We start from the raw sequence: 24,874 nt of genomic DNA, 5'->3' as shown, positions 1-24,874 counted from the left end.
GTCCGGCCGGTTCCACGGCCTAGGCTGCACGAGTGGCTGATGGGACTGACGGGGCGCCGACCACCGCGAGTCTGCGCCGGGCGTTGCGCCGGGCGGCGGACGGCCGGGCCCTCGACCCGGACGAGGCGGCGGCGCTGCTCGCCGCGCGCGGCGAGTTCCTCGACGAGTTGCTGGCCATCGCCGGCCGGCTGCGGGACGCCGGGTTGGTCGATGCCGGGCGGCCCGGGGTGGTCACCTTCTCCAAGAAGGTCTTCATCCCACTGACCCGGCTCTGTCAGGACCGCTGCCACTACTGCACCTTCGCGACCGTGCCGCACCGGCTGCCCGCCGCCTACCTGGAGCGGGACGAGGTGCTGGCGATCGCGGCGGCGGGTGCGGCGCAGGGCTGCAAGGAGGCGTTGTTCACCCTCGGCGACCGGCCGGAGGAGCGCTGGCCGCAGGCCCGGCAGTGGCTGACCGAGCGTGGCTTCGACTCGACCCTGGACTACCTGCGGGCGTGCGCGATCGCGGTACTCGAGGAGACCGGCCTGCTGCCGCACCTGAACCCCGGCGTGCTCTCCTGGGCGGAGCTGCAACGGCTCAAGCCGGTCGCGCCGAGCATGGGCATGATGCTGGAGACCACCGCCACCCGGCTCTGGTCCGAGCCCGGCGGGCCGCACTACGGCTCGCCGGACAAGGAACCCGCGGTACGGCTGCGGGTGCTCGCCGACGCCGGGCGGGTGGCCGTGCCCTTCACCACCGGCATCCTGATCGGCATCGGTGAGACGCTCGCCGAGCGGGTCGACTCGATCTTCGCGATCCGGCGCAGTGCCCGGGAGTACGGCCACATCCAGGAAGTCATCGTGCAGAACTTCCGGGCCAAGCCGGACACCGCGATGCGCGGGATGCCCGACGCGGAACTGCACGACCTGGCGGCCACGGTGGCGGTGTCCCGGATCCTGCTCGGCCCGGGAGCCCGGATCCAGGCGCCGCCGAACCTGATCGAGGGGGAGTTCGACCTCCTGCTGCGGGCCGGCATCGACGACTGGGGCGGCGTGTCGCCGGTGACCCCGGACCACGTCAACCCGGAGCGTCCCTGGCCGCATCTGGACGAGTTGGCGGCCCGGTCCGAGGCGGCCGGGTTCACCCTCCAGGAGCGGTTGACGATCTACCCCGAGTACGTCCGGCGCGGCGATCCGTGGCTGGACCCCCGGCTCGCCGCCCACGTGGCCGCGCTCGCCGACCCGGTCACCGGGCTCGGGGTCGCCGACGCCCGTCCCACCGGTCGTCCCTGGCAGGAGCCGGACGACGCCTTCGTGCCGGGGGGTCGGGTCGACCTGCACGCCACGATCGACACCACCGGGCGGACCGGTGACCGGCGCGGCGACTTCGACCAGGTCTACGGCGACTGGGCCGAGGTCGGTGCCCGGATTCCCGGCGCGGTGCCCGCTGCGGCGCTCGGCGAGCGGACGCTGGTCCCGGGCGGGGTGCCGGCCGGCGGCGACTCCGACCTGCGCGCCGGACTGCGGCTGGCCGGCGACGACCCGGCCGCGCTGCTGGAGCCCCGGCACGAGGCGGCGGCGCTGGCGCTGTTCGGCGCCGACGGGGCGGACCTGGACGAGGTGTGCCGGATCGCCGACGACGTCCGCCGGGCGGCGGTCGGCGACGACGTGACGTACGTGGTGAACCGCAATATCAACTTCTCCAACGTCTGCTACGTGGGCTGCCGGTTCTGCGCGTTCGCCCAGCGGGAGCGGGACGCCGACGCGTACCGGCTCTCCGCCCGGCAGGTCGCGGACCGGGCCGAGGAGGCCTGGGCGGCCGGCGCCACCGAGGTCTGCATGCAGGGCGGGATCGACCCCAAACTGCCGGTCTCGGCGTACGCGGAGCTGGTCCGGGGGATCAAGGCCCGGGTGCCGGGCATGCACGTGCACGCCTTCTCGCCGATGGAGATCGTCACCGGTGCCGCCAAGGCGGGCGTACCGGTCCGGGACTGGCTCACCGAGCTGCGCGACGCCGGCCTGGACACCATCCCCGGCACGGCGGCGGAGATCCTCGACGACGAGGTGCGCTGGGTGCTCACCAAGGGCAAACTGCCGGCCGCCACCTGGGTCGAGGTGGTCGGCACCGCGCACGAGCTGGGCATCCGGTCCAGCTCCACGATGATGTACGGCCACGTCGACCACCCCCGACAGTGGCTGGGACACTTCCGGGTGCTGGCCGGGCTGCAGGACCGTACCGGCGGGTTCACCGAGTTCGTCGGCCTGCCGTTCGTACACACGAACGCCCCGATCTACCTCGCCGGGATCGCCCGACCGGGTCCCACCTGGCGGGAAAACCGAATCGTGCACGCCATGGCCCGGCTGCTGCTGCACGGGCGGATCGCGAACATCCAGTGCTCCTGGGTCAAGCTCGGCGACTCCGGAACGGCGGAACTGCTCCGGGGCGGCTGCAACGACCTCGGCGGCACGTTGATGGAGGAGACGATCTCCCGGATGGCGGGATCGGACCATGGTTCGGCGCGTACCGTCGCCCAGCTGGAGCGGATCGCGACGGCGGCCGGACGGCAGGCCCGACGGCGTACCACGGTCTACGGGCACACCGGTTGACCCCTCCGGGCCCGATCCACGGGTACACCCGTTCGCGGGACGCCACGGGGCGCGCCGGCCGCGAAACGCCGATATCTGACGCAACTCGCCGAGCGGGGCGTTACCCCTGCCGGGTCTGAATCGATAGGGCAGGTTGCGAGACCGCGATGACTCCACAGTCGTCCGGGCACGCGGCAGGGGTGACTCCACTTAGCAGGTTCGGCTTGACGACGCACGTATAACACACGTGTAATTTCAGTGGGGTCGTTCGTACGGAGCGCATCAAATCGCTACCGGACGGACAAACACGCCTTCCGCGTGGGGGGTTGCGCCGGCTGCCACGCCGGTGCGCGATAAGGAGGCAACTGGATGGACGGCCGACTCGAGGTGGCCGACCTGCTCGGAAATGCTCCGGAGTGGCAAGAGCGCGCGCTGTGCTCGCAGACCGATCCGGAGGCGTTTTTTCCCGAGAAGGGCGGCTCGACCCGCGAGGCGAAGCGGATCTGCTCCCGGTGTGAGGTCAAGACCGAGTGCCTGGAATACGCGCTCGGACATGACGAACGGTTCGGGATCTGGGGCGGGTTGTCCGAACGCGAACGGCGCAAGTTGAAGCGTCGCGTCGCCTGACCGGCCGCGCCCGGGTGGTGGGGGCCGCCCGGGTCAGGCCAGCTCATCGGGATCGACGCCGAGCAGGTTCGCGACCTGCTCGATGATCACGTCGTGTACCAGGTCGGCGAGGTCCTCGCGGTCTATCGCCCGGAACTCCAGGGGGCGGCGGTAGAGCACGATCCTCGGCGGCACCTCCTGCCGGCCGGGCCGACCGGGCAGCAGGCGGGCGAGGGGCACCTCGCCGTCCTCCAGGACGTCCGAGTCGTAGACGTTCAGGTCCGGCGGCACGTCCTCGACCGCGAACTCGACCCCGGCCAGCTCCTTGGCGAACCGCCGTTCCAGGGTCTCCACGGTGTCCAGCACCAGATCGTCGAAGATCTCCGACTTCGTCCGGGCGAGCGGAACCGTGGCCGGGACGAGCCGGCCGCGCAGCCCGCGCCCGTGCCGATCCCGGCGGGACCGGCGCCCGGGGTCGGGCCGGCGATTCTCCGGACTGGTCATCTCGAACCCCGCTTCACTCGTGGTGAACGTCCCGCCCACGACGACAGGGTAGACCCGGCGCGATCAAGATCGGTTCGTGGATTCGGCCGTGTCGCCAGGCGGGAGCCCGAATTGTGATCACCACTACCGGCGTGTCGGAAGCCCAAGCGGAGCGGCGGAGCCGGTAATGGAGATACCGTGCCGCCGTGAGGTCACCACGGCGTTGCTCCCGCAACGGCTGCCCCCGACAGGCCGTAGCCACGCTGACCTATGTCTACACCGAGTCGACAGCCGTGGTGGGGCCGCTCGCGGCCTTCGCTGAGCCGCACACGTACGACCTCTGTGAGCCGCACGCCCGGAGCCTGACGGCCCCGCGCGGCTGGGACGTGGTCCGGCACGAGGGGGAGTTCGAGCCCCCACCGCCGACCACCGACGACCTGGTGGCGCTGGCCGAGGCGGTCCGGGAGGCCGCCCGCCCGGCCCCGCCCCGCCCGGACGAGGCCGGGGTCGACCCCAACACCGGCCAGCAGACCGGTCGCCGTGGCCACCTCCGCGTCATCCCACCCAGCCACTGACCTGTAGCTGTAGCTGTAAGGAAGGGCCCCTTCCTATCGCTTTTTGCATAGGAAGGGGCCCTTCCTAACACCCTCAGGCCGGTGAGAAACGCCCCCGTGCTCTCCGGTACGGGGGCGTCGTCGTGCCCGGACGGTCGCATGCCAAGATCGGCGTCTGATCGGATCTCCCGCGACGCCTCCGGCCAGCGGGCCGACCTTGCCTGCCCTGCCCGTCGGCACGACCCCGGAGGAGCCCTGCCATGCGCGACCGTCCGCATCCCCTGCCGAGGCTGCCCCGGCGTGCCCTGCTGCGCGGCGCGGCCGGCTCGGCGGCCCTGCTCGCGATGACGGCCGCTCTGGGGAGCTGCGGGACGAAGGGCGCCCGGCAGACCGAGGCGAGCTGCGTCAGTGAGGATCTCTCCGGAGCCGAGAAGGAGCTGATCTTCTCCAACTGGCCGCAGTACCTGGACGTGGACGACGAGGACGGGTCGAAGCGGCCCAGCCTCGACAAGTTCCAGGCGCGGACCGGCATCCAGGTGACGTACACCGAGGACATCAACGACAACAACGAGTTCTTCGGCAAGGTACGGCCCCAGCTCAGCTCCTGCCAGCCCATCGGCCGGGACATCATCGTGCTCAGCGACTGGATGGCGGCCCGGGTGATCGGGCTCGGCTGGGTACAGCGACTCGACGGGGCGAGGCTGCCGAACGTCGGCCGGAACCTGCTCCCGTCGCTGCGCGACCGCCCGTACGACCGGGAGAACGTGCTCGCCATCCCGTGGCAGTCGGGCCTGGCCGGACTGGCCTACAACGGCAACGTGACCAGGGAGGTCCGTACCGTCGACGAACTGCTCACCCGGCCCGACCTCAAGGGCAGGGTGACCGCGTTGAGCGAGATGCGGGACACCATGGGGCTGCTGCTCCAGGCGGGCGGACACGATCCGGCGAACTTCACCGCCGACCAGTTCGACCAGGCGCTGGACAAGCTCAGAAGGGCCGTCGAGAGCGGACAGATCCGTCGGTTCACCGGCAACGACTACGCCCCGGAACTCGCCAAGGGCGACGTGGCGGCCTGTATCGCCTGGTCGGGCGACGTCATCCAACTCGCCGCCGAGGACCAGCGGATCCGTTTCGTGGCCCCGGATTCCGGCGCGATGCTCTACTCCGACAACATGCTGGTGCCGAACCGGGCGAGCCACCGGGCGAACGCCGAGGCGCTGATGGACTACTACTATGAGCCGGCGGTCGCGGCCCAGGTCGCGGCGTACGTCAACTACATCTGCCCGGTACAGGGTGCGCAGGCGGAGATGGAGAAGATCGACCCGGAGTTGGCGACCAACCCGCTGATCTTCCCCGATCAGGCGCTGCTGGCCAGGTCGAAGGTGTTCATGCCCCTCGACGAGGCCCGGGAGCGGGAGTACGAGTCGAAGTTCCAGCAGGTCATCGGGGGGTAGGGGTGGCGAGCGAGGAGTCGGCCGGGAAGCTGCGGCTGGCCGGCCTCACCAAGCGGTTCGGTCCGGCGGGACGGCGCCTCGGCTCGGCGGGGCGGCGCTTCGGTCCGGCAGGTCGGCGCTCCGCGTCGTCGGGGGAGGGCGGCGTCACCGCCGTGGACCGGCTCGACCTGAGCGTGCCGGCCGGGTCGTTCTTCGCCCTGCTGGGCCCCTCGGGCTGCGGCAAGACCACCACTCTGCGGATGGTGGCCGGGCTGGAGGAGCCGACCGGCGGCCGGGTACTGCTCGGCGGGGAGGACATCACCGGGCTGCGGCCGTACCGGCGGCCGGTGAATACCGTGTTCCAGAGCTACGCGCTCTTTCCACACCTCGACGTCTTCGAGAACGTCGCGTTCGGGCTGCGTCGCCGGGGCGTACCGGACGTGGCCGGGCAGGTGCGCCGGATGCTGGCGCTGGTGCAGCTCGACGGGTACGACCGGCAGCGGCCGGCCCGGCTCTCCGGCGGTCAGCAGCAGCGGGTGGCCCTGGCCCGGGCACTGGTCAACCGGCCCCGGGTGCTGCTGCTGGACGAGCCACTCGGCGCGCTCGACCTGGCGCTGCGCCGCCGGATGCAGCTCGAACTCAAGCGGATCCAGACCGAGGTGGGCGTCACCTTCGTACACGTGACCCACGACCAGGAGGAGGCCATGACGCTGGCCGACACCGTCGCGGTGATGAACGCCGGCCGGATCGAACAGCTCGGCCCGCCGGCGGAACTGTACGAGTTCCCGGCGACCGCCTTCGTGGCCAACTTCCTGGGCCGGTCGAACCTGCTCGCCGGCACGGTGCTCGGACGCGGCGGCGACGACGTCCTGGTCGAGGCGTACGGCCGGCGCTTCTCGGTGCCGGCGGACCGGGCCCGTACCCTCGCCGGCGCGGCGCTGCTCGGGGTACGGCCGGAGAAGGTGCGGCTGGCCGGGACGGCGGATCAGGTGCCGGACGGCCACCAGTGGATCGACGGTACGGTCAGCGACGCCGCCTATCTCGGGGTGAGCACGCAGTACCTGGTCCGGACCGGTCGGGGCGTCGAGTTGTCGGTCTTCGTCGCCGCCGACGGCGAGGCGCCACGGGTCCCGGTGGGCAGTGCCGTGGTCGCGCACTGGCACCCGAGGCACGCCTTCCTCCTCACCCACAGCAGCACCGACACCAACGCCGACAGCAGTGTCGACACCAACGCCGACAGCAGTGTCGACACCAACGCCGACAGCAGCGCCGACACCAACGCCGACGCCGATGCGGCGACCGGAGCCGGTTCGGTGGAAGCGAGCCGGTCGTGAACCGGGCGGGGCCGCGGTGACCGGGCCGGCCCGGCTCGACGTACCGGATCAGGTCGCGCCGGTGCCGGCGTCCGGGGTACGGCGGCGCCGGGCACTGCCGTACCTCCTGGTTCTGCCCGGCGGGCTCTGGCTGGTGGTCTTCTTCCTGCTCCCGGCGGTCCAACTCGGTGCCACCAGCCTCTACGACCCGGCCGGCTCGCTGACCGACGGCTACGCGATGACCTGGTCGTTCGGCAACTATCCGGATGCGCTGGCCGGGTACTGGCCGCAACTGGGCCGGTCCTTCGGCTACGCCGCGCTCGCCACCGCCCTGGCGTTGCTGCTCGGCTACCCGCTGGCGTACGTCCTCGCGCTGCGCGCCGGGCGCTGGCAGAACCTGCTGCTGGTCTGCGTGGTCGCGCCGATGTTCACGAGTTTCCTGGTCCGGACCCTGGCCTGGAAGGCCGTGCTGTCCGACGGCGGCGCCCTGGTCGGACTGCTCCGTGACCTGCACGTGCTGGGCCCGGACGGCCGGCTACTCGCCTCACCGGTGGCGGTGGTGACCAGCCTGACCTACTGCTACCTGCCGTTCATGGTGCTGCCGATCTACGCCAGCCTCCAGCGGCTGGACCGCCGGCTGCTGTCGGCCGCACAGGACCTGTACGCCGGCCCGAGTCAGGTGCTCCGGCGGGTCATGCTGCCGCTGTCGATGCCGGGGGTGGTGGCCGGCACCCTGCTGACCTTCATCCCGGCGAGCGGTGACTACATCAGCGCCGAACTGCTCGGCACCCCGAACGAGTACATGATCGGCAATGTCATCGACTCCGCGTTCCTGGTCCGGCTGGACTACCCGCAGGGGGGCGCGCTCTCCGTACTGCTGCTCGGCGCGATCCTCGCGATGGTCGTCGGGTACGTCCGGCGGGCCGGCGCCGAGGAGGTGGGATAGCCGTGCGGCGTCGAGGAGGTGGGACAGCCGTGCGGGGCCGGATCGGGCGCTGGGTGGCCGACCACTGGCCGCTGGCCGTCGCCGCCTGCGTACTCGGCTATCTGCTGCTGCCGGTCGTGGTGGTGGCGGGACTGTCGTTCAACCGGCCGTCGAGCCGGCTGTCGTACGACTTTCACGAGTTCACCCTCGACAACTGGCGGGACCCGTGCGGCAGTGCCGGCATGTGCGACGCGGTGGTACGGAGCGTGCAGATCGGCTTCGTCGCCACGGTCGTGTCCACAGTGCTCGGTACGCTGATGGCGTTCGCCCTGGTCCGACACCGGTTCCGGGGACGGTCGGCGGTCAACCTGCTGGTCCTGGCGCCGATGGCCACCCCGGAGGTGGTGCTGGGCACCTCGCTGCTCGCCCTGCTGGTGGCCGCCGGTGTACCGCAGGGCTTCTGGACCGTGGTCCTCGCGCACGTGATGTTCTGCGTCTCGTTCGTGGTGGTGACCGTCCGGGCCCGGCTGTCCGGAATGGACACCCGGCTGGAGGAGGCGGCGATGGACCTCTACGCCAGCCAGTGGCAGGCGTTCCGCCGGATCACCCTGCCGTTGGTGCTGCCCGGCATCGTGGCCGCCGCGCTGCTCGCCTTCTCGCTCTCCTTCGACGACTTCGTCATCACGAACTTCAACTCCGGCACCACGGTCACCTTCCCGATGTACGTCTGGGGAGCCAACCAGCGGGGGATCCCGCCCCAGGTGAACGTCGTCGGCACCGCGATGTTCGCGGTCGCGCTGCTGATGCTGCTCGCGGTACGGCTGCGGGGGCGGGAACCGGCGGCGTCGGAGTCGGAGTAGGGCCCGACGCCGGGGTGCACCGGTCAGGTCGCGCGTGTCCGCTGGTTGAGCGTGCCCGGTGGTCGAGCGTGCCCGGTGGTTAGGGTGGGTCGCCATGGAGCATCGTCATCTCGGCCGCAGCGGCCTGCTCGTCAGCGAGATCACCTACGGGAACTGGCTCACCCACGGTGAACTGGTGGCCAGGGCGGCGGCGCTGAGCTGCGTACGGGCCGCGCTGGACGCGGGCATCACCACCTTCGACACCGCCGACGTCTACGCCCGGGGCGCCGCCGAGGAACTGCTCGGCCAGGCGCTGCGCGGCGTACGTCGGGAATCGGTGGAGATCGCCACCAAGGTGTGCCTGCGGACCGGTGACGGGCCCAACGACCAGGGCCTGTCCCGCAAGCACATCCTGGAGTCCTGCAACGCCTCGCTGCGCCGGCTCGGCACCGACTACGTCGACCTGTACCAGGCGCACCGGTTCGACGACCAGACGCCGCTGGACGAGACGCTGATCGCCTTCGACGACCTGGTACGCCAGGGCAAGGTGCTCTACCTCGGCGTCTCGGAGTGGACGGCGGCCCAGATCCGGGAAGCCCTCGACCTCGCCGACCAGCTCGGGCTGCGCAACCGGATCGTGTCCAACCAGCCGCAGTACAACATGCTCTGGCGGGTCATCGAGCCCGAGATCGTGCCGTTGTGCGACGGGGAGGGGATCGGTCAGATTGCCTTCCAACCGCTGTCCCAGGGCGTGCTGACCGGCAAGTACCAGCCGGGTCAGGCGCCGCCGGTCGGCTCCCGGGCGGCCAGCGGCGGTCGTGCGCCGATGTTCATCCGGCGGGTGCTCGGCGACGAACTGCTCCGCCGGGTGCAGGAACTCCGTCCCGTCGCCGCCGAGGCCGGGCTGTCGATGGCCCAACTCGCGGTCGCCTGGACGTTGCGGCGGCCCGGGGTCAGCACCGCGCTGATCGGCGCGTCCCGGCCGGAGCAGGTCACCGAGAACGCGGCGGCGGCCGGCGTCCGGCTGGACGACGAGGCGATGCGCCGGATCGACGACACGCTGGGCGACCTGGTCGAGACGGACGCCACGAAGACCGCCCGGATGATGGCCGTCAAGCCCGACTGGGCGCGCTCGGAGTCGACGGCGGGACAGCCCGGCTGACCCCGGCGGGAGGACGAGGGCATCGGGTCCGCGCTCGGACAGGTGCACCGGACGACTCCGCCGCCGGTCCGGTGCGCCGGAGCCGGATCTCGACCGTCGGGGTCGTACCCTCGACACCGACGGTCGGTTGACCGGCGCGGACCCGACGTCCGGGAAGGCACGACATGAAGGTCATCCTGTTCGGCGCGACCGGCATGGTGGGGCAGGGCGTGCTCCGGGAGTGCCTGCTGGACCCGAGGGTCGAGGCCGTCCTCTCGGTCCTGCGTACCCCGACCGGGCGGCGGGACGCGAAGCTGCGGGAGCTGGTCCGGAAGGATTTTCTCGACTTCACCGACCTGGCGGACGAGTTCGCCGGCTACGACGCCTGCTTCTACTGTCTCGGCGTCTCCTCGGTCGGGATGAACGAACCTGACTACACCCGGGTCACTTACGACTTCGCCCTGGCCGCCGCCCGGACCCTGGCCGAGGTCAATCCGGAGCTGACCTTCGTGTACGTGTCGGGGCAGGGCACCGACGGCACGGAACAGGGGCGCACCATGTGGGCCCGGGTCAAGGGCCGTACCGAGAACGCGCTGATCGCGCTGCTGCCCAACGCGTACGCGTTCCGGCCCGGCTTCATCCAGCCACTGCACGGCGTCCGGTCGAAGACCCGGTTGTACCGGCTCCTCTACGCGCTCATCACACCGCTCGGCGGACTGCTCCGACGGCTCTTTCCGCGTAGCGTCACCACGACCGAGCAGTTGGGGATCGCCATGCTGAGCGTCGCCGAGCACGGCTTTCCCCGACACGTACTGGAGAACCGGGACCTGACCGGGTTCGGTCCGGGGCCCCACTCCTGAGTCCGGGCCGCCGGAGCGGATCCGCCCGGTCGAGCCGGCGAGCGTGGGTCGCTCAGTCGAACCAGTCGGCGTCGCCGGTCCGGATCAGGGTGGCGAGGGTCGCCCCGTCCTGGAAGGCGTTCCGGAGCAGGACGCCGAGTTGTCGTAGGGCCGCCGGGTCCGTTCCGTAGGCCACGAAGGTGCCGGCCTCGGGGTCGTACCGCAGCCGGTCGGCGAGTTCCGGGGCGTGTGTCCGTACCGCCGAACGTGCCACGCCGGACCAGTCGTAGCCGTTGCCGAGGTAGCCGCACTCCTCGAAGACGTCCGACACCTTCACCATGTGGACGTCGCTGAGCAGCAGGCAGTAGTTGCCCGGGTTGTGGTCGTACTCGAAGAGCCTCAGCGGGCTCAGGGAGTCGTCTGCTTCGGTCACGGGTGGATCCTAGGGCGGGCCACCGACGGACCGGCTCCGCCGGACGGGCGGTGATCCGGCGGTGGCGCCGGCCTGTCCCGCGTCGGCGGCACCGGGCGTGACCCGGCCCCGGTCAGCCGAACGTTCCCCGGAACGCGGCGTAGGTCGGGGTGCCGGACTGCCGGTCGAACACGGCGAAGACCACGCGGGCGAACCACGGGCTCTGCCGCAGGGCGTCGGCGAACGCGTCCGCCACGGTCGCCGGCTCGTTGCCGAAGACGCCGCAACCCCACGCCCCGAGGACGAGGGTCCGGTGTCCGTGCGCGGCGGCGACCGCGAGCACCCGGGCGGCCCGGCGGCGCAGGATTGCCGGGATGTCGGCAAGGTGTTCGGGCTGGTTGCGCAGCATCGCCGACCGGTTCGGCGCCGCCGAGGTCAGGAACGAGGTCGGGTACGGCGCCGCCAGGGCAGCGCCACCGTCGTCCCGGAACACCGGTACCGACGGGGAGTAAATGATCCGGTCGCTGTAGCCGAGGTACGGATCGGCGCGGTGCCGGGCGTAGAAGTCCCCGGCGGCGCGCAGGCACGGGTACAGGGCCGAGCCCCGGGCCACGCTCTCCTCCTGGGCCTGGGCCCCGTTGAGGAACCCGCCGCCCGGGTTCCGGGCCGAGGCGAACACCAGACAGGCCGGGTCACCGCCGAGCCGGCGGGTCGCCGCCAGGGTCGTCTCGTTGGTCACCTCCACCACGGGCGGGGCTCCGACCGGCGAGGGTGGCGGCAGGACCTCGTCCGGCAGGTACAGCCGGGTGCCGGCCACTGCTGCGGTCACCTCGTCGGCGAGAGCCACCTCCGTGCCCCGCTCCGTACGGTAGGAACCACGCTCCACGGCCGCGACCGTCTCCTGGGCGATCGCCCTCAGCCGTCTGCTCACGACGGCAATCATGCGTGATCGGCCCGGCGGTCTCGACCCGATATCGTGCCGGGGTGGACGAGCGGGTGCTGCTCGGCTCGGGGCGCGGACGGCGGGGACGGTCGTCGGGTGGGGACGGAGATCTCCGCCCCCACCCGACGGCGCCTACGGTCAGGACTGGGCGCGCGGCCCGTCCGGGTCGAGGCTGTCGATGAACTCGTGCGGCTGGTTCGTCTCCACGCTGGTCCGGGCGGCCTTCGCCTCCTGGGACAGCTGCTTGGCGGCCTTGTCGGCCGGTACGCCCACCTCCCGGGCGCCGTCGACCACCGCTGAGTAAGCCTGCTCGGCGTACGTCTGTGCCGACCGGTACTGGTGGTTGGCCAGGGCCGCCTTGGCCCGCCCGAGCAGCCGGTCCGCCGCCGCCAACTCGTCGTACGCCCGGTGTGCCCGGGGTGCGTCGAGGACGTCCGCGGCGAGCCGGTTGGCGGCCTCGTTGTAGGCGGCGGTCAGGAACCGGTCGCTGTTGTCATGGTCGAATTGGCTGAAATCCCAGTTCAGATCGATGTAACTCATCATCGAGTTGGTCTGGTCACCAGCGTTGACGAAATAGAACTCGTCGGCCGGTACGTAGTCCACTTCGGACGCGCTGTCGTAGCCGTCGTGCGGGTGACTCATCCCGATGTGGTGGCCCACCTCGTGGATGAGGGTCGTGGTCAGCCCGTACCCGGACTCGACGATCTCCGGTGAGATGAACGCGAAGACGTACGACTGGGTGCCGTCGACCCAGTTGTCGTCGGCGAAGCCGAGGGCCGGGACAGGAGTTCCCTCCGGTACGGCGTAGCTGAAGATCGGCATCTCGTAGTCGACCTTGCCCTGGTCGTCCTGGGTACGCGCCAGCTCACGCTGGTTCTGTAGGTAGAAGTTGGCGAACCCCGGGTAGCCGGTCTCCGGGTAGCAGGACTCGTCGGTCTCCAGCGCCAGCCGGTAGCAGCGTTCGGCGTCGCCGGTGAACGGCAGGTCCTGGCTGTCGTAGTCCAGCCGGTTGCGCCAGCGCAGCTCCCGGAGTTCGTCGAGGAGCAGGTCCCGGTCGATGTACTTGGTGGAGGCGTCCACGCCCGGCCAGCCCTCGTAGACGTTGCTGTCGAGGTTGATCGAGCGCGGCGGCTCCGCCGTCGGCAGTTCCGCCGGGTACAGCGGCGAGGTGGTGAAGAGGAGGTTCAACGCGACGTACCGGGTGATCTTGCTGAGGTCCCCGGCGAGTGCGCTCGCCGCCCGGTAGCCGCCCGGGGTGTATTCCCAGGTCGGTGGCATCCGGTAGTCCTCGACGCCGTTGCCGTCGAGATCCGGGTCGTCGACGTTCCAGTTGGAGGTCCAGGATTCCGGCCCGGCCGAGAGGTCGTGGAACCAGATCCGGTGGGTGGAGCCGAGCCCGTTCTCCTCGTCGTTGGCGGTGGTCCCGCCCCACGCGATGATCTTGCGGCTCTCGCGCTCGGTCCCGAAGTTGTATCCGGTGTCCGGATCGGGCTCGTCCGTCTTCGTGTAGACGTGGAACCGGAAGTCCGGCCGGCCGTACCAGTTGATCAGGAAGACCGTGTTCCGTCGGGTGTCGACCCCGGCGGGCGGGTTCTTCGCCAGCCAGCGCTCCACGCTCGGCGCGTCGATGTGGTGGTTCTCGGTGACGTCGAGGACGTTGCCCTGCTGGGCGTTGTAGAGCGTCTGGTACTCGCTCAGCGGCGCCGGCCGGGCCAACCGCTTCAGCTCGCCGAAGAACCTGTCCTCGTAGCGCTCGTCGGTGTAACTGATCCGGTAGTCGTAGTCGTAGTGCAGGCCCAGTTTCTCCTGCGTCATGTACAACTGCCGGGACCGCACCACCGGTTCGTAGTCGGCCGGCAGCCCGGCGCTGAACGTCGACCGGGGCACCTGGGACGGCGAGTAGCCGAGAAAGACCACGTTGACCGGGACCCGCTCGGTCAGCCGTGGCTGCCCGCCGGGATCCAGGTTCGAGTAACGGGCTGCCGCGGCCGGGCTCGCCGGTGCCAGCGCCAGCACGGTGAGCACCGCTGTGGCGGCAGCCACCAGGATGGTGCGTCTCGTTCTCATGCGTACCCTTCCGCCGTCCGGGGAGATTCCTCTGTCGCGCCGGGCCGGCGACCCACGGGGGCGCCGGCCGGCGGCGCGACCCCCGGACGGGCGTACCCGTCCGGGGGCCTGCGTCGCCGAGCGTACGTCCCGGGCAGGGCGGTAGCTATCCGCGAACGTCACTTTCTTCCATCGACAGTTCGGCCAGGTCCGCTTCGGACAGCCGGAGCGTCGCCGCCGCCATGTTCTCTTCGAGATGGTCCGGCGAACCGGTGCCGGGGATGGCGAGCATGACCGGAGACCGGGCGAGCAGCCAGGCCAGGGCCACCTGGGCGGCGGTCGCGCCGTGGCGCTCCGCGATCCGACGGTACCGGCTCGGGTCGAGCGGACGGTTGCCGCCGCCGAGCGGGAAGAAGGGCACGTAGGCGCTGCCCAGCGCCGTGCACCGGGCGAGCAGTTCGGCGTCGTCCCGGTGCTGGAGGTGGAAGTGGTTCTGCACCGCGGTCACCGGTGCGATGGCCTCGGCTTCGGCGTACTGGGCCGCGTCGACGTTACTGATCCCGAGGTGCCGGATCAGCCCCTCCTCCCGGAGCGCCGCGAGCACGCCGTACCGCTGCGCGATCGACTCCCCGCCGACCGGGCCCAGGCCGCCCACCCGGAGGTAGACCAGGTCGAGTCGCTCCAGGCCGAGCCGGCGCAGGTCCTCCTCGACCAGGCCCCGGAGCTGGCCGGCGTCGGCCTCCCCGGAGGGCATCCCGGTCGCGTCCCGAAGCGGGCCGACCTTGGTGGCGATCACCAGATCCTCCGGGTACGGGTACAGCGCCTGGCGGATCAACTCGTGGGCGTGCACGTCGCCGCGCCCGTAGAAGCCGGCCGTGTCGATGTGGTCGACCCCGAGCTCGACGGCTCGGCGGAGCACGGCGATGCCGGTCCGGGGATCCCGGGTCGGCCCGTGCAGCGAGTTCGCGGCGAGCCGCATCGCGCCGAAGCCGAGCCGGTTGATCCGCAGGTCGCCGCCGAGCAGGAAGCTGGCGGCCGGGGTCGGGGTGTTCGTCGTCATGACACCGAGCCTGGCGCCGCCGAGTGCCGGCTGCCGGGATTGGCAACAAGTGGCCAGTTGACCACCGGTCCGGCTTCCGGTTCGGCGTCGGTCCGCTCCCGGTTCGGCGTCGGGTCGCGGCCGGGGCGGGTTGTCGCGGCCCGGACGGCGGAGCCAGACTGGGCGGATGGCGGACGAGCAGGTGGTGACCGTACGCGGCGAGGAGGAACTCGTCCGGCGGGCCGGTCATCTCTTCATCGGCGCGCGTACCGAGTTCACCTGCGCCGCGACCGACCTGGAGACCTGGTCCCGGACGACCGCGCGGATGGCGATCACGTCCGGGGTACGCCGGCAGGTGGCCGACGGCCTCGTCGTGCGGAAGCTCTACACCTCGGCCGCGCTCGACACGGAGGAACACCGTACCCACCTGCGCGACGCCGAGGCACAGGGTGTCCGGGTACGCATCTCGCCGGCACCGCTGCCACACGAGACGATCATCATCGACCGTCGGGTGATGATCCTGGCCGGTCCATCCGACGGTGCGGAGCGGACCTTCAGCGTGACCACCGCGGCCGGCCTGATCGACGGGGTACGGGCGTTGTTCCGGGTCGCCTGGGACGCGGCCGAGCCGGTGGACGCCTGGCTGCGGGGGAGCGGGCCGCGGCTCGACCCGGCGGACCGGCTGATCCTGCGTGGGCTCGCCTCCGGCCTCACCGACGAGGCCGCGGCGCGGCGGCTCGGCATGCCGCTGCGGACCTACCGGCGCCGGGTGGCCGAACTGATGCGGCAACTCGGATCGGACTCCCGGTTCCAGGCCGGTGTACAGGTCGGGAAACTGGGCCTGAACCGCTGACCGGTCGTACCCGTCGGCGGCCCGCTACCGGGTGCGCGGCGCGAGCATGGCCGCGACGGGTGTCCGGGCGAAGTCGGTGCTGCCGTCGTAGTCGGTACTCCGGCTCACGTCGGCCCAGGCGGTGAGCTCCCGGGCCCGCGACTGCGAGGCCTCCTCGGTGAGGCGGAGGGCGTCGGAGCCGAGCAGCAGCCGCAGCGGCGGTGCCGCCAGGGCGACGACGTCGGCGATGACCTTCGCCGCGCGGACCGGATCGCCGGCCTGCTGCCCGTCCATCTCCTGCCGGAGGCCGTGCAGCCGGCCGACGGTCCGCTGGTAGTCCTCGCCGACAATCCCCAGCTTCATGGACGCGCCACCCCAGTCGGTACGGAAGGCGCCGGGCTCGATGATCGTGACCTTGATCCCGAACGGCTTGACCTCGTTGTAGAGCACCTCGGAGAAGCCTTCGACGGCGAACTTGGCGGACTGGTAGGCGCCCAGCCCGGGTGTTCCGCCGACCCGCCCGCCGACCGAGGAGAACTGGAGGAAGTGCCCCGAGCGCTGGGTCCGGATGATCGGCAGCGCCGCCCGGGTGACGTTGACGACGCCGAAGAAGTTCGTCTCGACCTGTGCCCGGAAGTCGTCGTCCGGGGTCTCCTCGATCGCGGAACTGTTGGCGTACCCGGCGTTGTTCGCGACGACGTCCAGCTTGCCGAACGCCTGCACGGCCGCCTCGACCGCCTTCCGGGCGGCGGCCGGGTCGGTGACGTCGAGGGCGAACGGCCGGATCTGGTCGCCGAACCGCTTGACCAGTTCGTCGAGCTGTTCGGGTTGCCGGGCGGTGGCGAGCAGGTTGTCACCCCGGGCCAGGATCTCCTGACTCAGCGCCCACCCCAGACCTCGGGAACTTCCGGTGACCAGCCATGTCTTGGCCATGATTCTCCATCCCCCGTCGCACCTCGTCCTCCAGTGCTCGACTCTGCTACGTAGACCGCCGCAGACTGGGGAGAATCCGTTGTCTACGAGCGTAGACATGTCGCCCGGAGCGGACGGGGTCCGCGGCGCCGGGACGGGCCGCCCGGCGCCGCCGGGGTGACCCCCGGTTCGTCGGCCTACCAGGGCACCGGGCCGGTGTCGCCCTCGAACGTCCCGCTGGGGCCGTCCGGATCGAGCAGGGCGAGCCGGACCACCACGGCCGCGCCGTCGGCCGGGTCCCGTGGCCCGGTGTGCTGGTTCAGGTCGGTGGCGCAGTACCCGGGGTCCGCCGAGTTGACCTTGATGTCCGCCTCCCGCAGTTCGGCGGCGTACGCCACGGTCAGCCCGTTCAGGGCCGCCTTCGAGGAGCTGTACGTCATCATCGGGATCCCGCTCTCGGGCGCGGCCATCCGGGTCAGCGAACCCATCGAACTCGACACGTTCACGATCCGTGCGGCGGAACCCCGTCGCAGCAACGGCAGCATCGCATTGGTCACCGCCACGACGCCGAAGACGTTCGTCTCGTACGCCTGCCGGAGATCGTCGACGGAGAGCTCGCTCGGCCGGCCCCAACCCGTCATGATGCCGGCGTTGTTGACCAGGATGTCCAGCCGGCCGTACCCGTCCTCGATTCGTTTCGCCGCCTCGGTCACCGACGCCGGATCGGTCACGTCGAGGCGTACCGGTGTGGCCGGCAGACCGTCGGCGCGGAGCCGTTCGGCGGCCTCGGCGCCCCGACCGGGATCCCGGGCACCGAGCAGTACGGTGACGCCGGCCCGACCCAGCAGCCGGGCGACTTCGAATCCGATGCCCTTGTTCGCTCCCGTTACGAGAGCGATCTTCGTGTCGTCCATGGCGGCAAGCGTCCGGCAGTTCCCGGAGCGGCATAAGGGGTCGGTGCCAGCCACGGACTGACGGGTCCCTGGTTAGGTCGGCGGAGTCGAGGCACCATGTGCGGATGAACCGCCGACACCTGGCCGACTTCCTCCGCGCCCGGCGCTCCCGGGTGCAGCCGGCCGACGTCGGTGTCACCGCCGGCCGACGCCGACGCACGCCGGGACTGCGTCGCGAGGAGGTCGCCCAGCTCGCCTGCATCTCGGTCGACTACTACGCCCGGCTCGAACAGGCCCGGGGACCGCAGCCGTCCCGGCAGGTGCTGGTGGCCCTGGCCCGGGCACTGCGGCTGACCGACAGCGAGCGCGAGCACCTCTACCAGCTCACCGGGCTGCGCGTGGACATCCCGCCGGGACCCCCGCGCGATGTCCCGGCCGGGATCCTGCACCTCATCGACCGGCTGGACGACACACCCGCCTTCGTGATCGACGCGGTCTACAACCTGCTGGCCTGGAACTCCATGGCGACCGCACTGCTGATCGACCCCACCGTCTGGCCCGTCGAGGACCGCAACCTCATCTGGCAGCTCTTCGGCGGCCCGCACGCCGACTTCGACGACCCCCAGGTGGACCAGTTCGCCCGGCAGTGCCTCGCCGACCTGCGTACGGCGGCGGCCCGCTATCCCGACGACCCGGGGGTCAACAGGCTGATCAGCCGGCTGTGCGGGACCGGCCCCGCCTTCGTCCGACGCTGGAACGAATACCCGGTCGACCCGCCCCGGCCCAGTTCGACCAAGCGGATCCCGCATCCGGTGGTGGGCGAACTGGAACTCGACTGCCAGACGCTGGAGATCAGCGACCACGACCAGCGCCTGATCCTCTACACCGCGGCCCCCGGTACGCCCTCGCACGAGGCACTCCGACTGCTCTCGGTGGTCGGAATCCAGCGACTCTGACCGCACGGGGGTCTGCCGGCATCGCGGGGCGTACCGGTCGGAGGGCGTGACCTCGGCTCAGTACGAGCAGTGGATGAGATCGCACTCCGGGTTCAGCCGGATGTCGAAGCGGGCCGCCACCCCGTCGCGGATGTGCGCGGCGAACTTCATGACGTCGGCCGTCGTGGCGCCGCCCCGGTTGGTCACCGCGAGCGGGTGCCGGCTCGACAGGGCGACGGTCCCGTTACCCCAGTCCACGCCGTAGCCGGGCTGGAACCCGGAGTGTCGGATCAGCCACGCCGCGTGGAGCTTCGTCCCCTTGATGTCCGGCTGGCTGGGACATTCGCTGGCCCGCTTCGGCACCTCGGCGAGCACGGGGTTGATGAAGAACGACCCGACGCTCCAGGTGTCGTGGTCGTCCGGATCCAACACCATCCGCTTCTCGCGACGCTGCGCGATGATGGCCTCGCGTACCTCGGCCAGCGGTGCCGTGCCGCCGACGCTGATTCCCAGCCTATCGGTGATGGCGGGGAAGGTGATGGGATTCGACTGCGTGCTGCGCCGCAACCGCAGCGTCACGTCCAGTACGACCCAGCGGTCGCTGTGCTTGAAGACCGACTGCCGGTGACTGCCGAACCCGCACTGCTCGGGGAGCCATCGCTCCACCAGGCCGGTCTGTCGGTCGTACACCGAGAGTGATTCGAGAACGTCGGAGGTCAGCGTTCCGTACGCCCCGACGTTCTGTACCGGTGTCCCACCGACCGAGCCGGGAATCCCGGAAAGCGCCTCGATGCCGGCCAGCCCTTCCGCGACGGCGGCGCGGACGACCTGGTCCCACTCGATCCCGGCGGCCGCGGTGAGCCGGTCGCCGTCGATCTCGAACTCCGCCGACTCCATCTTGACGACCGTGCCGTGCCACCCCACGTCGCCGACCACGAGGTTGGAGCCGCCGCCCATCACCAGCAGCGGATCTTCCGCCGCATCCGCGCTTTTCAGCAGCTCGATGGCGTGCGGGGTGCTCGTTGCGACGTGCAACTGCCCTACCGGCCCGCCGATCCGCATCGTGGTCAGGTCAGCAAACGTGATGGTCACGGCTGGGTAGCTTACCCAGCGGTCCGGGTGCGCTGCCGGGCATCCGGGATCTTGGGCCCGCCGCAGCCCACCAGCAAGTCCGTGAGACACGCTAGGGCCTCAGCGCCTCGGCGGCGTCGACCAGCAGCCGGCGCGCGGACCGGATCGCCGACAGGCTCTCCTGGAGCAGGTACTCGGCGGTCCGGGGCCGGTCGCCCCAGTCCGCGCCGAACCCCACGGTGTCGATGTCGACGCCGTACGGTAGGTAGAGGCGCCGGATCCCGTCGAACGCCTGAAAGGGTACGAACACCTGGGTCGTCACCACCAGCACCCGCTGGCCCGGCCGAGGCCGTTCGCAGCGGGCCCACAGGCCGAGCGTGTCAGCGGTGTCCGGCCGCAACGGCGGGCGCCCCGTGCTCGCGGAGAGTACCGAGCCGACCGCCTGGCCTTCGACACCGACGAGTTCGGCCCGTCGCTCGTGGGTGAACGCCGGTGGTGTCCCGGCGGCGTGGTCCAGGTTGCCGCCGCGCCAGTTCGGGCACTCCTGCTCGGCCGACGGGCAGCCGCACAGGAAGGTCGCCTCGGCCACGTCCAGCCCGAATTCGGCCCGGACGGCACCCACCATCAGGTCGAACTCGTCGGTGGCGCCGGGCGCGTACTGCTCGGTGGCCGGACGCTCGGGCGGTTGGTCGATGAGGAAGCGTGGACTGCCGAGAAAGCTGACCTCGCCGAGCGCCACCCCGGCCGCCTGCAACTGCGCGGCGTACCGGGCGCGCAGCAGTGGCGACCGGTAGCCGCCGCCCAGCACGAGTGTCTTCTGGTATCGGGTGAACCGTGGTGGATGCGTGCTGCCGAGGCCGAGCGCATCCGTCAGCCGCAGGACGTCGGCCCGGGTCTCCGGGCTGAAATCCCCGTCGACCGCCTGCGACCGTTCGCGATAGTGGGCCTGGTCGTGGGTACGGAAGTTGAAATGCGCGGCGGCCACCCGCTCGATCGCCAGGGTCCGGCGGAGTGTCTCGGTCTGGCTGCCCGAGAGGCCGGCGACGGACGAGCCGGCGTCCTGCTGGAGCGGGTCGAGCCACTCCGGCAGGCTCTCGTGCAGATGGAGCAGGTTGCTCCGGGCATCGTGTTCGGCGAATATTTCGAGCAGTTCGGCCATCGGTTCGCTGAACAACCAGCCCTCGACCAAGGTGAACGCGCGGGTCGCCCGACCAACCGGATGCCGCGCCACCGGGGCGTGGGGTATGGCTGTGTCCGCCGTCACGCCCAGCACAGTACCGCCGGGATTTGATCTCTTCAATGAGCCGGCGGGTCATTGCGGACAGTGGCGCGGTCCAGCAATTCTGTCAATGGCCTGAGCTATTGGCCCACGCATTGCGTCATCCCGGACCCGGTCAATGGCCATAGCTGGTCGAGGCTGCGGTCAATCGTCCGGCGCAACGTGTTCGATGGGTACCACTCGTGCCTTTTCGGCGGATGCCGGTGCCCCGGTCGCTCCATACGCTCTGGGGCAACGTCTTCGCGATGAGGTGATCCGTGGTGGAGTGGGTGACGCTGGCTGAGGCGGTACAGGTGATCCGGGAGGAAATCACCATCGCGCAGGAGAACGGCAGGACCGAGGACCTGCAGTTCGAGGTGGGCCCGGTCGAGGTCGAGTTCACGGTGGTGGCCAGCCGTTCCGGCAAAGCCAAGGCGGGGTTGACCTTCCTGGTGCCGATCGGCGTCGAGGGCGGCATCGGGCGGGAGGACACCCATCGGGTCACGGTGACCCTGACCCCGGTGCTCAGGACGACCGGAAAGTCTCCGAGGGTCAGCGACCGGGCGAGCGGACTGCCGGACCACTGATCACCGATGGTGGTGCGTGAGCGGATCTGCGAGGTCTACGCCACGCGGGACGGCATCGACTGGGAGTGCGGCTCCGGCACGCTGCTGTCGGCCGGCGTGGTGCTGACGGCGGCGCATGTGGTCTTCCCCGCGACCGCGCGGCGTCCGGCCGCCGACGGTGCCGGCGCGACCGGCACCGACGACGAGGCCGCCGACCAACCGGCGGTGCGGGTACGGCTGCTGGGCGATCGGCGGCTGTGGCGGGCCGAGGTGGTGTGGCACCGGAAGGAGGCGACGGTCGACGCGGCGCTACTGCGGATCACCGATCCCGGGTTCGTGGACCCTCGGGGACTGCCCCCGGTGCGCTGGGGCCGCCTCGTCTGCGACCGGGGCGGGGCCGAGGTCGAGGCCGTCGGCTTTCCCCGGGTACGGGTCCAGCCGGACGAGGCCCGGGAGACCGAGCACCTGCGGGGCCACGCACAGCCGTTGGGCCTGATGAAACTGGGCCGGTTGGACGTGGCGGTCGAGTCGCCGCCGAAGCCGAGCCTGTCGTCGAAGCAGTCGCCGTGGTCCGGCATGTCCGGCGCAGGCCTGTACTGCAACCAGATCCTGGTGGGCGTGGTCGCGTACGACGAGGACGGGTTCGACAGCCGCCGGGTGAGTGCGGTCCCGGTCACGGCGTTCCTTGGCGACCCGGAGTTCCGCGCACAGCTGTGGCCCGGGGATCCGGACGTCGTACCGGGCCTGGAGCCCGCGGAACTGGACGGCCTCCAGGTGCTGGTACGGGTTCCCGAGTCGCCCGCCTCGCTGCTGCGCGCCGACGCGGAGGTGGTCGCCTTCCACGGCCGCGAGGAGCTTCTCGGTCGACTCGACGAGTGGTGCGGGCGGACCGAGGTGATCTCGGCGTTCCTGCTGACCGGCCCGGGTGGGCAGGGCAAGACCCGACTGGCGAGGCACTTCGCGGCCCGGATGAGGCGTCGCGAGTGGGCGGTGGTGGTGCTGAACACCTCGTCCCCGACGCCGGAGACGCTCGACTGGCTGCGGTCGGTCAGCATCGACCTGCTGCTGGTGGTCGACTATGCCGAGGGTCGGATCAGGGAGTTGGAGGCGTTGACGCCCGTACTCAGCGGCCGGAGGCCGGGCCGGCGTCTCCGCGTTCTGCTGCTGGCCCGCAGCGACGGCGAATGGCGCAAGCCGGAGCAGGCCGCGTGGGATTTCGTGGCCACCGCCGGCAGCGAGCACCTGCCGAAGCTGGACGCCGACCCGGCGGCGAGCCGGGAGACCTTCGGTACGGCGCTGTCCGCGTTCGCCCGCCGGCTCTCGGGGCTTCCGGACTACCAGGACATCCCGTGGGCCCGGTACGCGTCGAGGATCGAGGCGCCGCCGTTCCCGAGCGCACCCGCGGTGCTCGGGGTGCAGATGGTCGCCTTGGCGAGGCTGTTGGAAACCGCTCAACCGGCCTCGGAGCGGCACTCCGGAGAGTCGGTGGAGGTTCTGCTCACGCTGCACGAGGAGCGTTACTGGCACCGGACCCTCGCCCAACAGGGGCTGGGGCTCCGGCCCGGCCTGGCGCGGATCGTGGTCGCCACGGCCTGCCTGGTTCCGGCGGCCGACGAGCAGGCCGCGGCGGCGGTGCTCGCCCGGGTGCCGGAGCTGGAACCGGCCCGGCCCAGGGAGGTCGCCGCGTGGCTGCGGTCGCTGTACCCGGACGCGGCCCAGTGGTGGAGCCCGCTCCAGCCCGACCTGCTGGCCGAGCACCTGGTCGGTGCCGTCCTCCGGGTGTCCCACGAGGTGCTCTCCGCGGTGCTGTCCGGAGTCGACACCGAGCAGGGCGAACGGGCGTTGACCGTGCTCACCCGCGCCGCCGTGCACCAGCCTGACCTCGGGGAACGGATCGCCGACGTGGTGGTCGAGCACGCGGGGGCGTTGGCCCGGGCGGCGGTCACGGTGGCCACCCGGACCGCCGAGCCGGGTCCCCTGCTCGCGGCGCTCGAACAGCTCGTCGACGTACACCGGGACGACCTCGACCTGCTGCTCGACCTGCACCGGTCGATCGCGCCCAGCACGCAGCTGCACGCGGACCTCGCGGTGCGGGTCGCCGAGCGACTCGTCGAGCTGCGCCGGGGACGGTCGTCGGCGATCGGCGGCACGGGGTGGCGCGCGGTCGTCGGAAGCGCGGCAAGGCGTACCGCGTCGAACCAACTGGCCCGATCGCTGAACCATCTCGCGCTCAGACTGCGGCACGCGTCCCGGCACGAGGACGCGTTGTCCGCCGTCGAGGAGGCGGTGGCGATCCAGCGTCGGCTGGCCGGTCGGCACCCGCGGTTCCGCCAGGACCTCGCCGCTTCGCTGAACGACCTGTCGTACTGCCTTGCCGAACTCGGCCGCCGGGACGAGGCACTGGTGGCCATCACCGACGCGGTACGCATCCGTCGGCAGCTCGCCGCCGAGCCGCCGGGTGACCCGGCCGAACTCGCGCGGGCCCTCAACAACCTGTCGAACTGCCTGGCCGAGCTGGGCCGCCACGACGAGGCACTGGCGGCGATCGAGGAGACGGTGTCGATCCGGCGGGGACTTCCCGACGCCGAGGTCGAACTGGCCCGGGCCCTGAACAATCTCTCGGTCACCCTCGGTTACCTGGATCGGGGTCCGGACGCGCTGGCCGCGATCGACCAGGCCGAGGCCGTCTTCCGCCGGCTGGCGGAGGAACGCCCGGACGAGTTCCTGCCCGAGCACGCCGCGACCCTCAGCAACCGGGCGATCCGCCTGATCGAGGTCGGGCGACCCGAGTACGCCCTGCAGGACAGCTCCGACGCGATCGCCCTCTACCGCCGGCTGATCGAGCGTTCCGAGACGTCACGGTCGGGTCTTGCCGCCGCCCTCACCAACCGTTCCAACTGTCTTGCCGAGATCGGCCGTGGCGACGAGGCGCTCTTTGACATCGAGGGAGCGGTGAATATCTACCGGAGATTGGACGGCGAACGTCCGGAGGTGTTCCGGGCCGACTTCCGCAAGGCGTTGAACAGCCATTCGGACCGTTTGCGTGAGGTCGGCCGAACGGCTCAGGCGGACCGGGTTGACCAGGAGATCAAGGCCCTCGACCGGGTCGGCGGCAGGCGGCGGATCGGTTGATCCGCGATCGCGGTCGTGCACCGATTCCGACGGGTACGGCGTCCGTGGCCACACGAATGTGCCGACCGCTCGCCCAACGAGCAGCCATTTCGACGGAACGAATGATGCCTGCTCAGCCTTGAGCGGGTTCGCCAT

The 24,874-nt window shown here is 71.1% G+C and carries 22 protein-coding genes; 13 read left to right on the top strand and 9 right to left on the bottom strand.

From position 1 onward, the window contains the following. The first annotated feature begins 32 nt into the window (after window positions 1–32). Together H4W31_RS02505 and H4W31_RS02500 are read left to right on the top strand one after the other, a co-directional pair. Window positions 33–2,588 carry a bifunctional FO biosynthesis protein CofGH gene (locus H4W31_RS02505; protein WP_192765160.1) on the top strand — a complete coding sequence of 852 codons (2,556 nt, stop codon included), beginning with the start codon at window positions 33–35 and terminating at the stop codon, window positions 2,586–2,588. A 348-nt stretch (window positions 2,589–2,936) separates the two neighbouring features. Further along, on the top strand, window positions 2,937–3,194 hold the full coding sequence (locus H4W31_RS02500) for a WhiB family transcriptional regulator (RefSeq protein WP_192765159.1): 258 nt from the start codon (window positions 2,937–2,939) through the stop codon (window positions 3,192–3,194). Between the two features lie 33 nt (window positions 3,195–3,227). Here H4W31_RS02500 and H4W31_RS02495 read toward each other — a convergent pair whose 3' ends face one another. Then, a complete protein-coding gene (locus H4W31_RS02495; protein WP_192771793.1) occupies window positions 3,228–3,677 on the bottom strand; it encodes a metallopeptidase family protein in 450 nt (149 codons plus the stop codon). 185 nt (window positions 3,678–3,862) lie between these two features. Between H4W31_RS02495 and H4W31_RS02490 the strand changes: the two genes are divergently transcribed. The 7 genes from H4W31_RS02490 to H4W31_RS02460 all read left to right on the top strand — a co-directional run bounded on the left by H4W31_RS02490 (window position 3,863) and on the right by H4W31_RS02460 (window position 10,721). Then, window positions 3,863–4,231 carry a DUF3499 domain-containing protein gene (locus tag H4W31_RS02490; RefSeq protein WP_192765158.1) on the top strand — a complete coding sequence of 123 codons (369 nt, stop codon included), beginning with the start codon at window positions 3,863–3,865 and terminating at the stop codon, window positions 4,229–4,231. Window positions 4,232–4,470: 239 nt separating this feature from the next. Continuing rightward, entirely contained in the window at window positions 4,471–5,664 is a 1,194-nt protein-coding gene (locus tag H4W31_RS02485) for a polyamine ABC transporter substrate-binding protein (protein ID WP_192765157.1), read from the top strand. A 2-nt stretch (window positions 5,665–5,666) separates the two neighbouring features. Continuing rightward, on the top strand, window positions 5,667–6,977 hold the full coding sequence (locus H4W31_RS02480; protein ID WP_318782988.1) for an ABC transporter ATP-binding protein: 1,311 nt from the start codon (window positions 5,667–5,669) through the stop codon (window positions 6,975–6,977). 16 nt (window positions 6,978–6,993) lie between these two features. Then, window positions 6,994–7,902 (top strand): ABC transporter permease, encoded by a 909-nt coding sequence (locus H4W31_RS02475; RefSeq protein WP_318782987.1) that lies wholly within the window; start codon window positions 6,994–6,996, stop codon window positions 7,900–7,902. 29 nt (window positions 7,903–7,931) lie between these two features. Then, window positions 7,932–8,741 (top strand): ABC transporter permease, encoded by an 810-nt coding sequence (locus H4W31_RS02470; RefSeq protein WP_318782986.1) that lies wholly within the window; start codon window positions 7,932–7,934, stop codon window positions 8,739–8,741. Between the two features lie 94 nt (window positions 8,742–8,835). After that, on the top strand, window positions 8,836–9,882 hold the full coding sequence (locus H4W31_RS02465) for an aldo/keto reductase family protein (protein WP_192765155.1): 1,047 nt from the start codon (window positions 8,836–8,838) through the stop codon (window positions 9,880–9,882). Between the two features lie 164 nt (window positions 9,883–10,046). Next, window positions 10,047–10,721, top strand: a complete 675-nt coding sequence (locus H4W31_RS02460) for an NAD-dependent epimerase/dehydratase family protein (RefSeq protein ID WP_192765154.1) — start codon at window positions 10,047–10,049, stop codon at window positions 10,719–10,721. A 52-nt stretch (window positions 10,722–10,773) separates the two neighbouring features. Here the strand turns inward: H4W31_RS02460 and H4W31_RS02455 are convergent, their stop codons facing one another. The 4 genes from H4W31_RS02455 to H4W31_RS02440 all read right to left on the bottom strand — a co-directional run bounded on the left by H4W31_RS02455 (window position 10,774) and on the right by H4W31_RS02440 (window position 15,161). After that, a complete protein-coding gene (locus H4W31_RS02455; RefSeq protein WP_192765153.1) occupies window positions 10,774–11,133 on the bottom strand; it encodes an immunity 51 family protein in 360 nt (119 codons plus the stop codon). Between the two features lie 112 nt (window positions 11,134–11,245). Then, window positions 11,246–12,043: a TIGR02452 family protein gene (locus tag H4W31_RS02450; RefSeq protein WP_192765152.1), complete on the bottom strand. Its 798-nt coding sequence runs from the start codon at window positions 12,041–12,043 to the stop codon at window positions 11,246–11,248. Between the two features lie 150 nt (window positions 12,044–12,193). Beyond that, window positions 12,194–14,122, bottom strand: coding sequence for a zinc metalloprotease (locus H4W31_RS02445; RefSeq protein WP_192765151.1), 1,929 nt, complete (start codon window positions 14,120–14,122; stop codon window positions 12,194–12,196). Window positions 14,123–14,267: 145 nt separating this feature from the next. After that, window positions 14,268–15,161 (bottom strand): oxidoreductase, encoded by an 894-nt coding sequence (locus H4W31_RS02440; RefSeq protein ID WP_192765150.1) that lies wholly within the window; start codon window positions 15,159–15,161, stop codon window positions 14,268–14,270. Between the two features lie 166 nt (window positions 15,162–15,327). Here H4W31_RS02440 and H4W31_RS02435 point away from each other — a divergent pair, with 166 nt between their 5' ends. Continuing rightward, on the top strand, window positions 15,328–15,993 hold the full coding sequence (locus H4W31_RS02435) for a helix-turn-helix transcriptional regulator (RefSeq protein WP_192765149.1): 666 nt from the start codon (window positions 15,328–15,330) through the stop codon (window positions 15,991–15,993). Window positions 15,994–16,017: 24 nt separating this feature from the next. Here H4W31_RS02435 and H4W31_RS02430 read toward each other — a convergent pair whose 3' ends face one another. Both H4W31_RS02430 and H4W31_RS02425 read right to left on the bottom strand, forming a co-directional pair. Then, a complete protein-coding gene (locus tag H4W31_RS02430; protein WP_192765148.1) occupies window positions 16,018–16,905 on the bottom strand; it encodes an oxidoreductase in 888 nt (295 codons plus the stop codon). A gap of 176 nt (window positions 16,906–17,081) precedes the next feature. Further along, window positions 17,082–17,798: an SDR family oxidoreductase gene (locus H4W31_RS02425; protein ID WP_192765147.1), complete on the bottom strand. Its 717-nt coding sequence runs from the start codon at window positions 17,796–17,798 to the stop codon at window positions 17,082–17,084. A 104-nt stretch (window positions 17,799–17,902) separates the two neighbouring features. Here H4W31_RS02425 and H4W31_RS02420 point away from each other — a divergent pair, with 104 nt between their 5' ends. Next, window positions 17,903–18,733, top strand: coding sequence for a helix-turn-helix transcriptional regulator (locus H4W31_RS02420; protein WP_192765146.1), 831 nt, complete (start codon window positions 17,903–17,905; stop codon window positions 18,731–18,733). A gap of 57 nt (window positions 18,734–18,790) precedes the next feature. Here the strand turns inward: H4W31_RS02420 and H4W31_RS02415 are convergent, their stop codons facing one another. Both H4W31_RS02415 and H4W31_RS02410 read right to left on the bottom strand, forming a co-directional pair. Further along, window positions 18,791–19,804 carry a UDP-N-acetylmuramate dehydrogenase gene (locus H4W31_RS02415; RefSeq protein ID WP_192765145.1) on the bottom strand — a complete coding sequence of 338 codons (1,014 nt, stop codon included), beginning with the start codon at window positions 19,802–19,804 and terminating at the stop codon, window positions 18,791–18,793. Window positions 19,805–19,895: 91 nt separating this feature from the next. Continuing rightward, on the bottom strand, window positions 19,896–21,047 hold the full coding sequence (locus tag H4W31_RS02410; RefSeq protein ID WP_192765144.1) for a hypothetical protein: 1,152 nt from the start codon (window positions 21,045–21,047) through the stop codon (window positions 19,896–19,898). A 284-nt stretch (window positions 21,048–21,331) separates the two neighbouring features. Here H4W31_RS02410 and H4W31_RS02405 point away from each other — a divergent pair, with 284 nt between their 5' ends. Together H4W31_RS02405 and H4W31_RS02400 are read left to right on the top strand one after the other, a co-directional pair. Beyond that, a complete protein-coding gene (locus H4W31_RS02405; RefSeq protein ID WP_192765143.1) occupies window positions 21,332–21,628 on the top strand; it encodes a trypco2 family protein in 297 nt (98 codons plus the stop codon). A gap of 6 nt (window positions 21,629–21,634) precedes the next feature. Beyond that, window positions 21,635–24,739 (top strand): tetratricopeptide repeat protein, encoded by a 3,105-nt coding sequence (locus H4W31_RS02400; RefSeq protein ID WP_192765142.1) that lies wholly within the window; start codon window positions 21,635–21,637, stop codon window positions 24,737–24,739. Window positions 24,740–24,874: the final 135 nt, after the last annotated feature.

The sequence above is a fragment of the Plantactinospora soyae genome, from assembly GCF_014874095.1.
In the GTDB taxonomy this organism is placed as follows: domain Bacteria; phylum Actinomycetota; class Actinomycetes; order Mycobacteriales; family Micromonosporaceae; genus Plantactinospora; species Plantactinospora soyae.
This window is presented reverse-complemented; position numbering and strand designations above follow the sequence as displayed.

What these genes read in the sequence shown, in the direction of transcription:
- H4W31_RS02500 (WP_192765159.1), top strand. Translation starts at nt 2,937, where the DNA reads ATGGACGGCCGACTCGAGGTGGCCGACCTGCTCGGAAATGCTCCGGAG.
- H4W31_RS02495 (WP_192771793.1), bottom strand. Translation starts at nt 3,677, where the DNA reads ATGACCAGTCCGGAGAATCGCCGGCCCGACCCCGGGCGCCGGTCCCGC.
- H4W31_RS02485 (WP_192765157.1), top strand. Translation starts at nt 4,471, where the DNA reads ATGCGCGACCGTCCGCATCCCCTGCCGAGGCTGCCCCGGCGTGCCCTG.
- H4W31_RS02465 (WP_192765155.1), top strand. Translation starts at nt 8,836, where the DNA reads ATGGAGCATCGTCATCTCGGCCGCAGCGGCCTGCTCGTCAGCGAGATC.
- H4W31_RS02460 (WP_192765154.1), top strand. Translation starts at nt 10,047, where the DNA reads ATGAAGGTCATCCTGTTCGGCGCGACCGGCATGGTGGGGCAGGGCGTG.
- H4W31_RS02445 (WP_192765151.1), bottom strand. Translation starts at nt 14,122, where the DNA reads ATGAGAACGAGACGCACCATCCTGGTGGCTGCCGCCACAGCGGTGCTC.
- H4W31_RS02440 (WP_192765150.1), bottom strand. Translation starts at nt 15,161, where the DNA reads ATGACGACGAACACCCCGACCCCGGCCGCCAGCTTCCTGCTCGGCGGC.
- H4W31_RS02435 (WP_192765149.1), top strand. Translation starts at nt 15,328, where the DNA reads ATGGCGGACGAGCAGGTGGTGACCGTACGCGGCGAGGAGGAACTCGTC.
- H4W31_RS02430 (WP_192765148.1), bottom strand. Translation starts at nt 16,905, where the DNA reads ATGGCCAAGACATGGCTGGTCACCGGAAGTTCCCGAGGTCTGGGGTGG.
- H4W31_RS02425 (WP_192765147.1), bottom strand. Translation starts at nt 17,798, where the DNA reads ATGGACGACACGAAGATCGCTCTCGTAACGGGAGCGAACAAGGGCATC.
- H4W31_RS02420 (WP_192765146.1), top strand. Translation starts at nt 17,903, where the DNA reads ATGAACCGCCGACACCTGGCCGACTTCCTCCGCGCCCGGCGCTCCCGG.
- H4W31_RS02400 (WP_192765142.1), top strand. Translation starts at nt 21,635, where the DNA reads ATGGTGGTGCGTGAGCGGATCTGCGAGGTCTACGCCACGCGGGACGGC.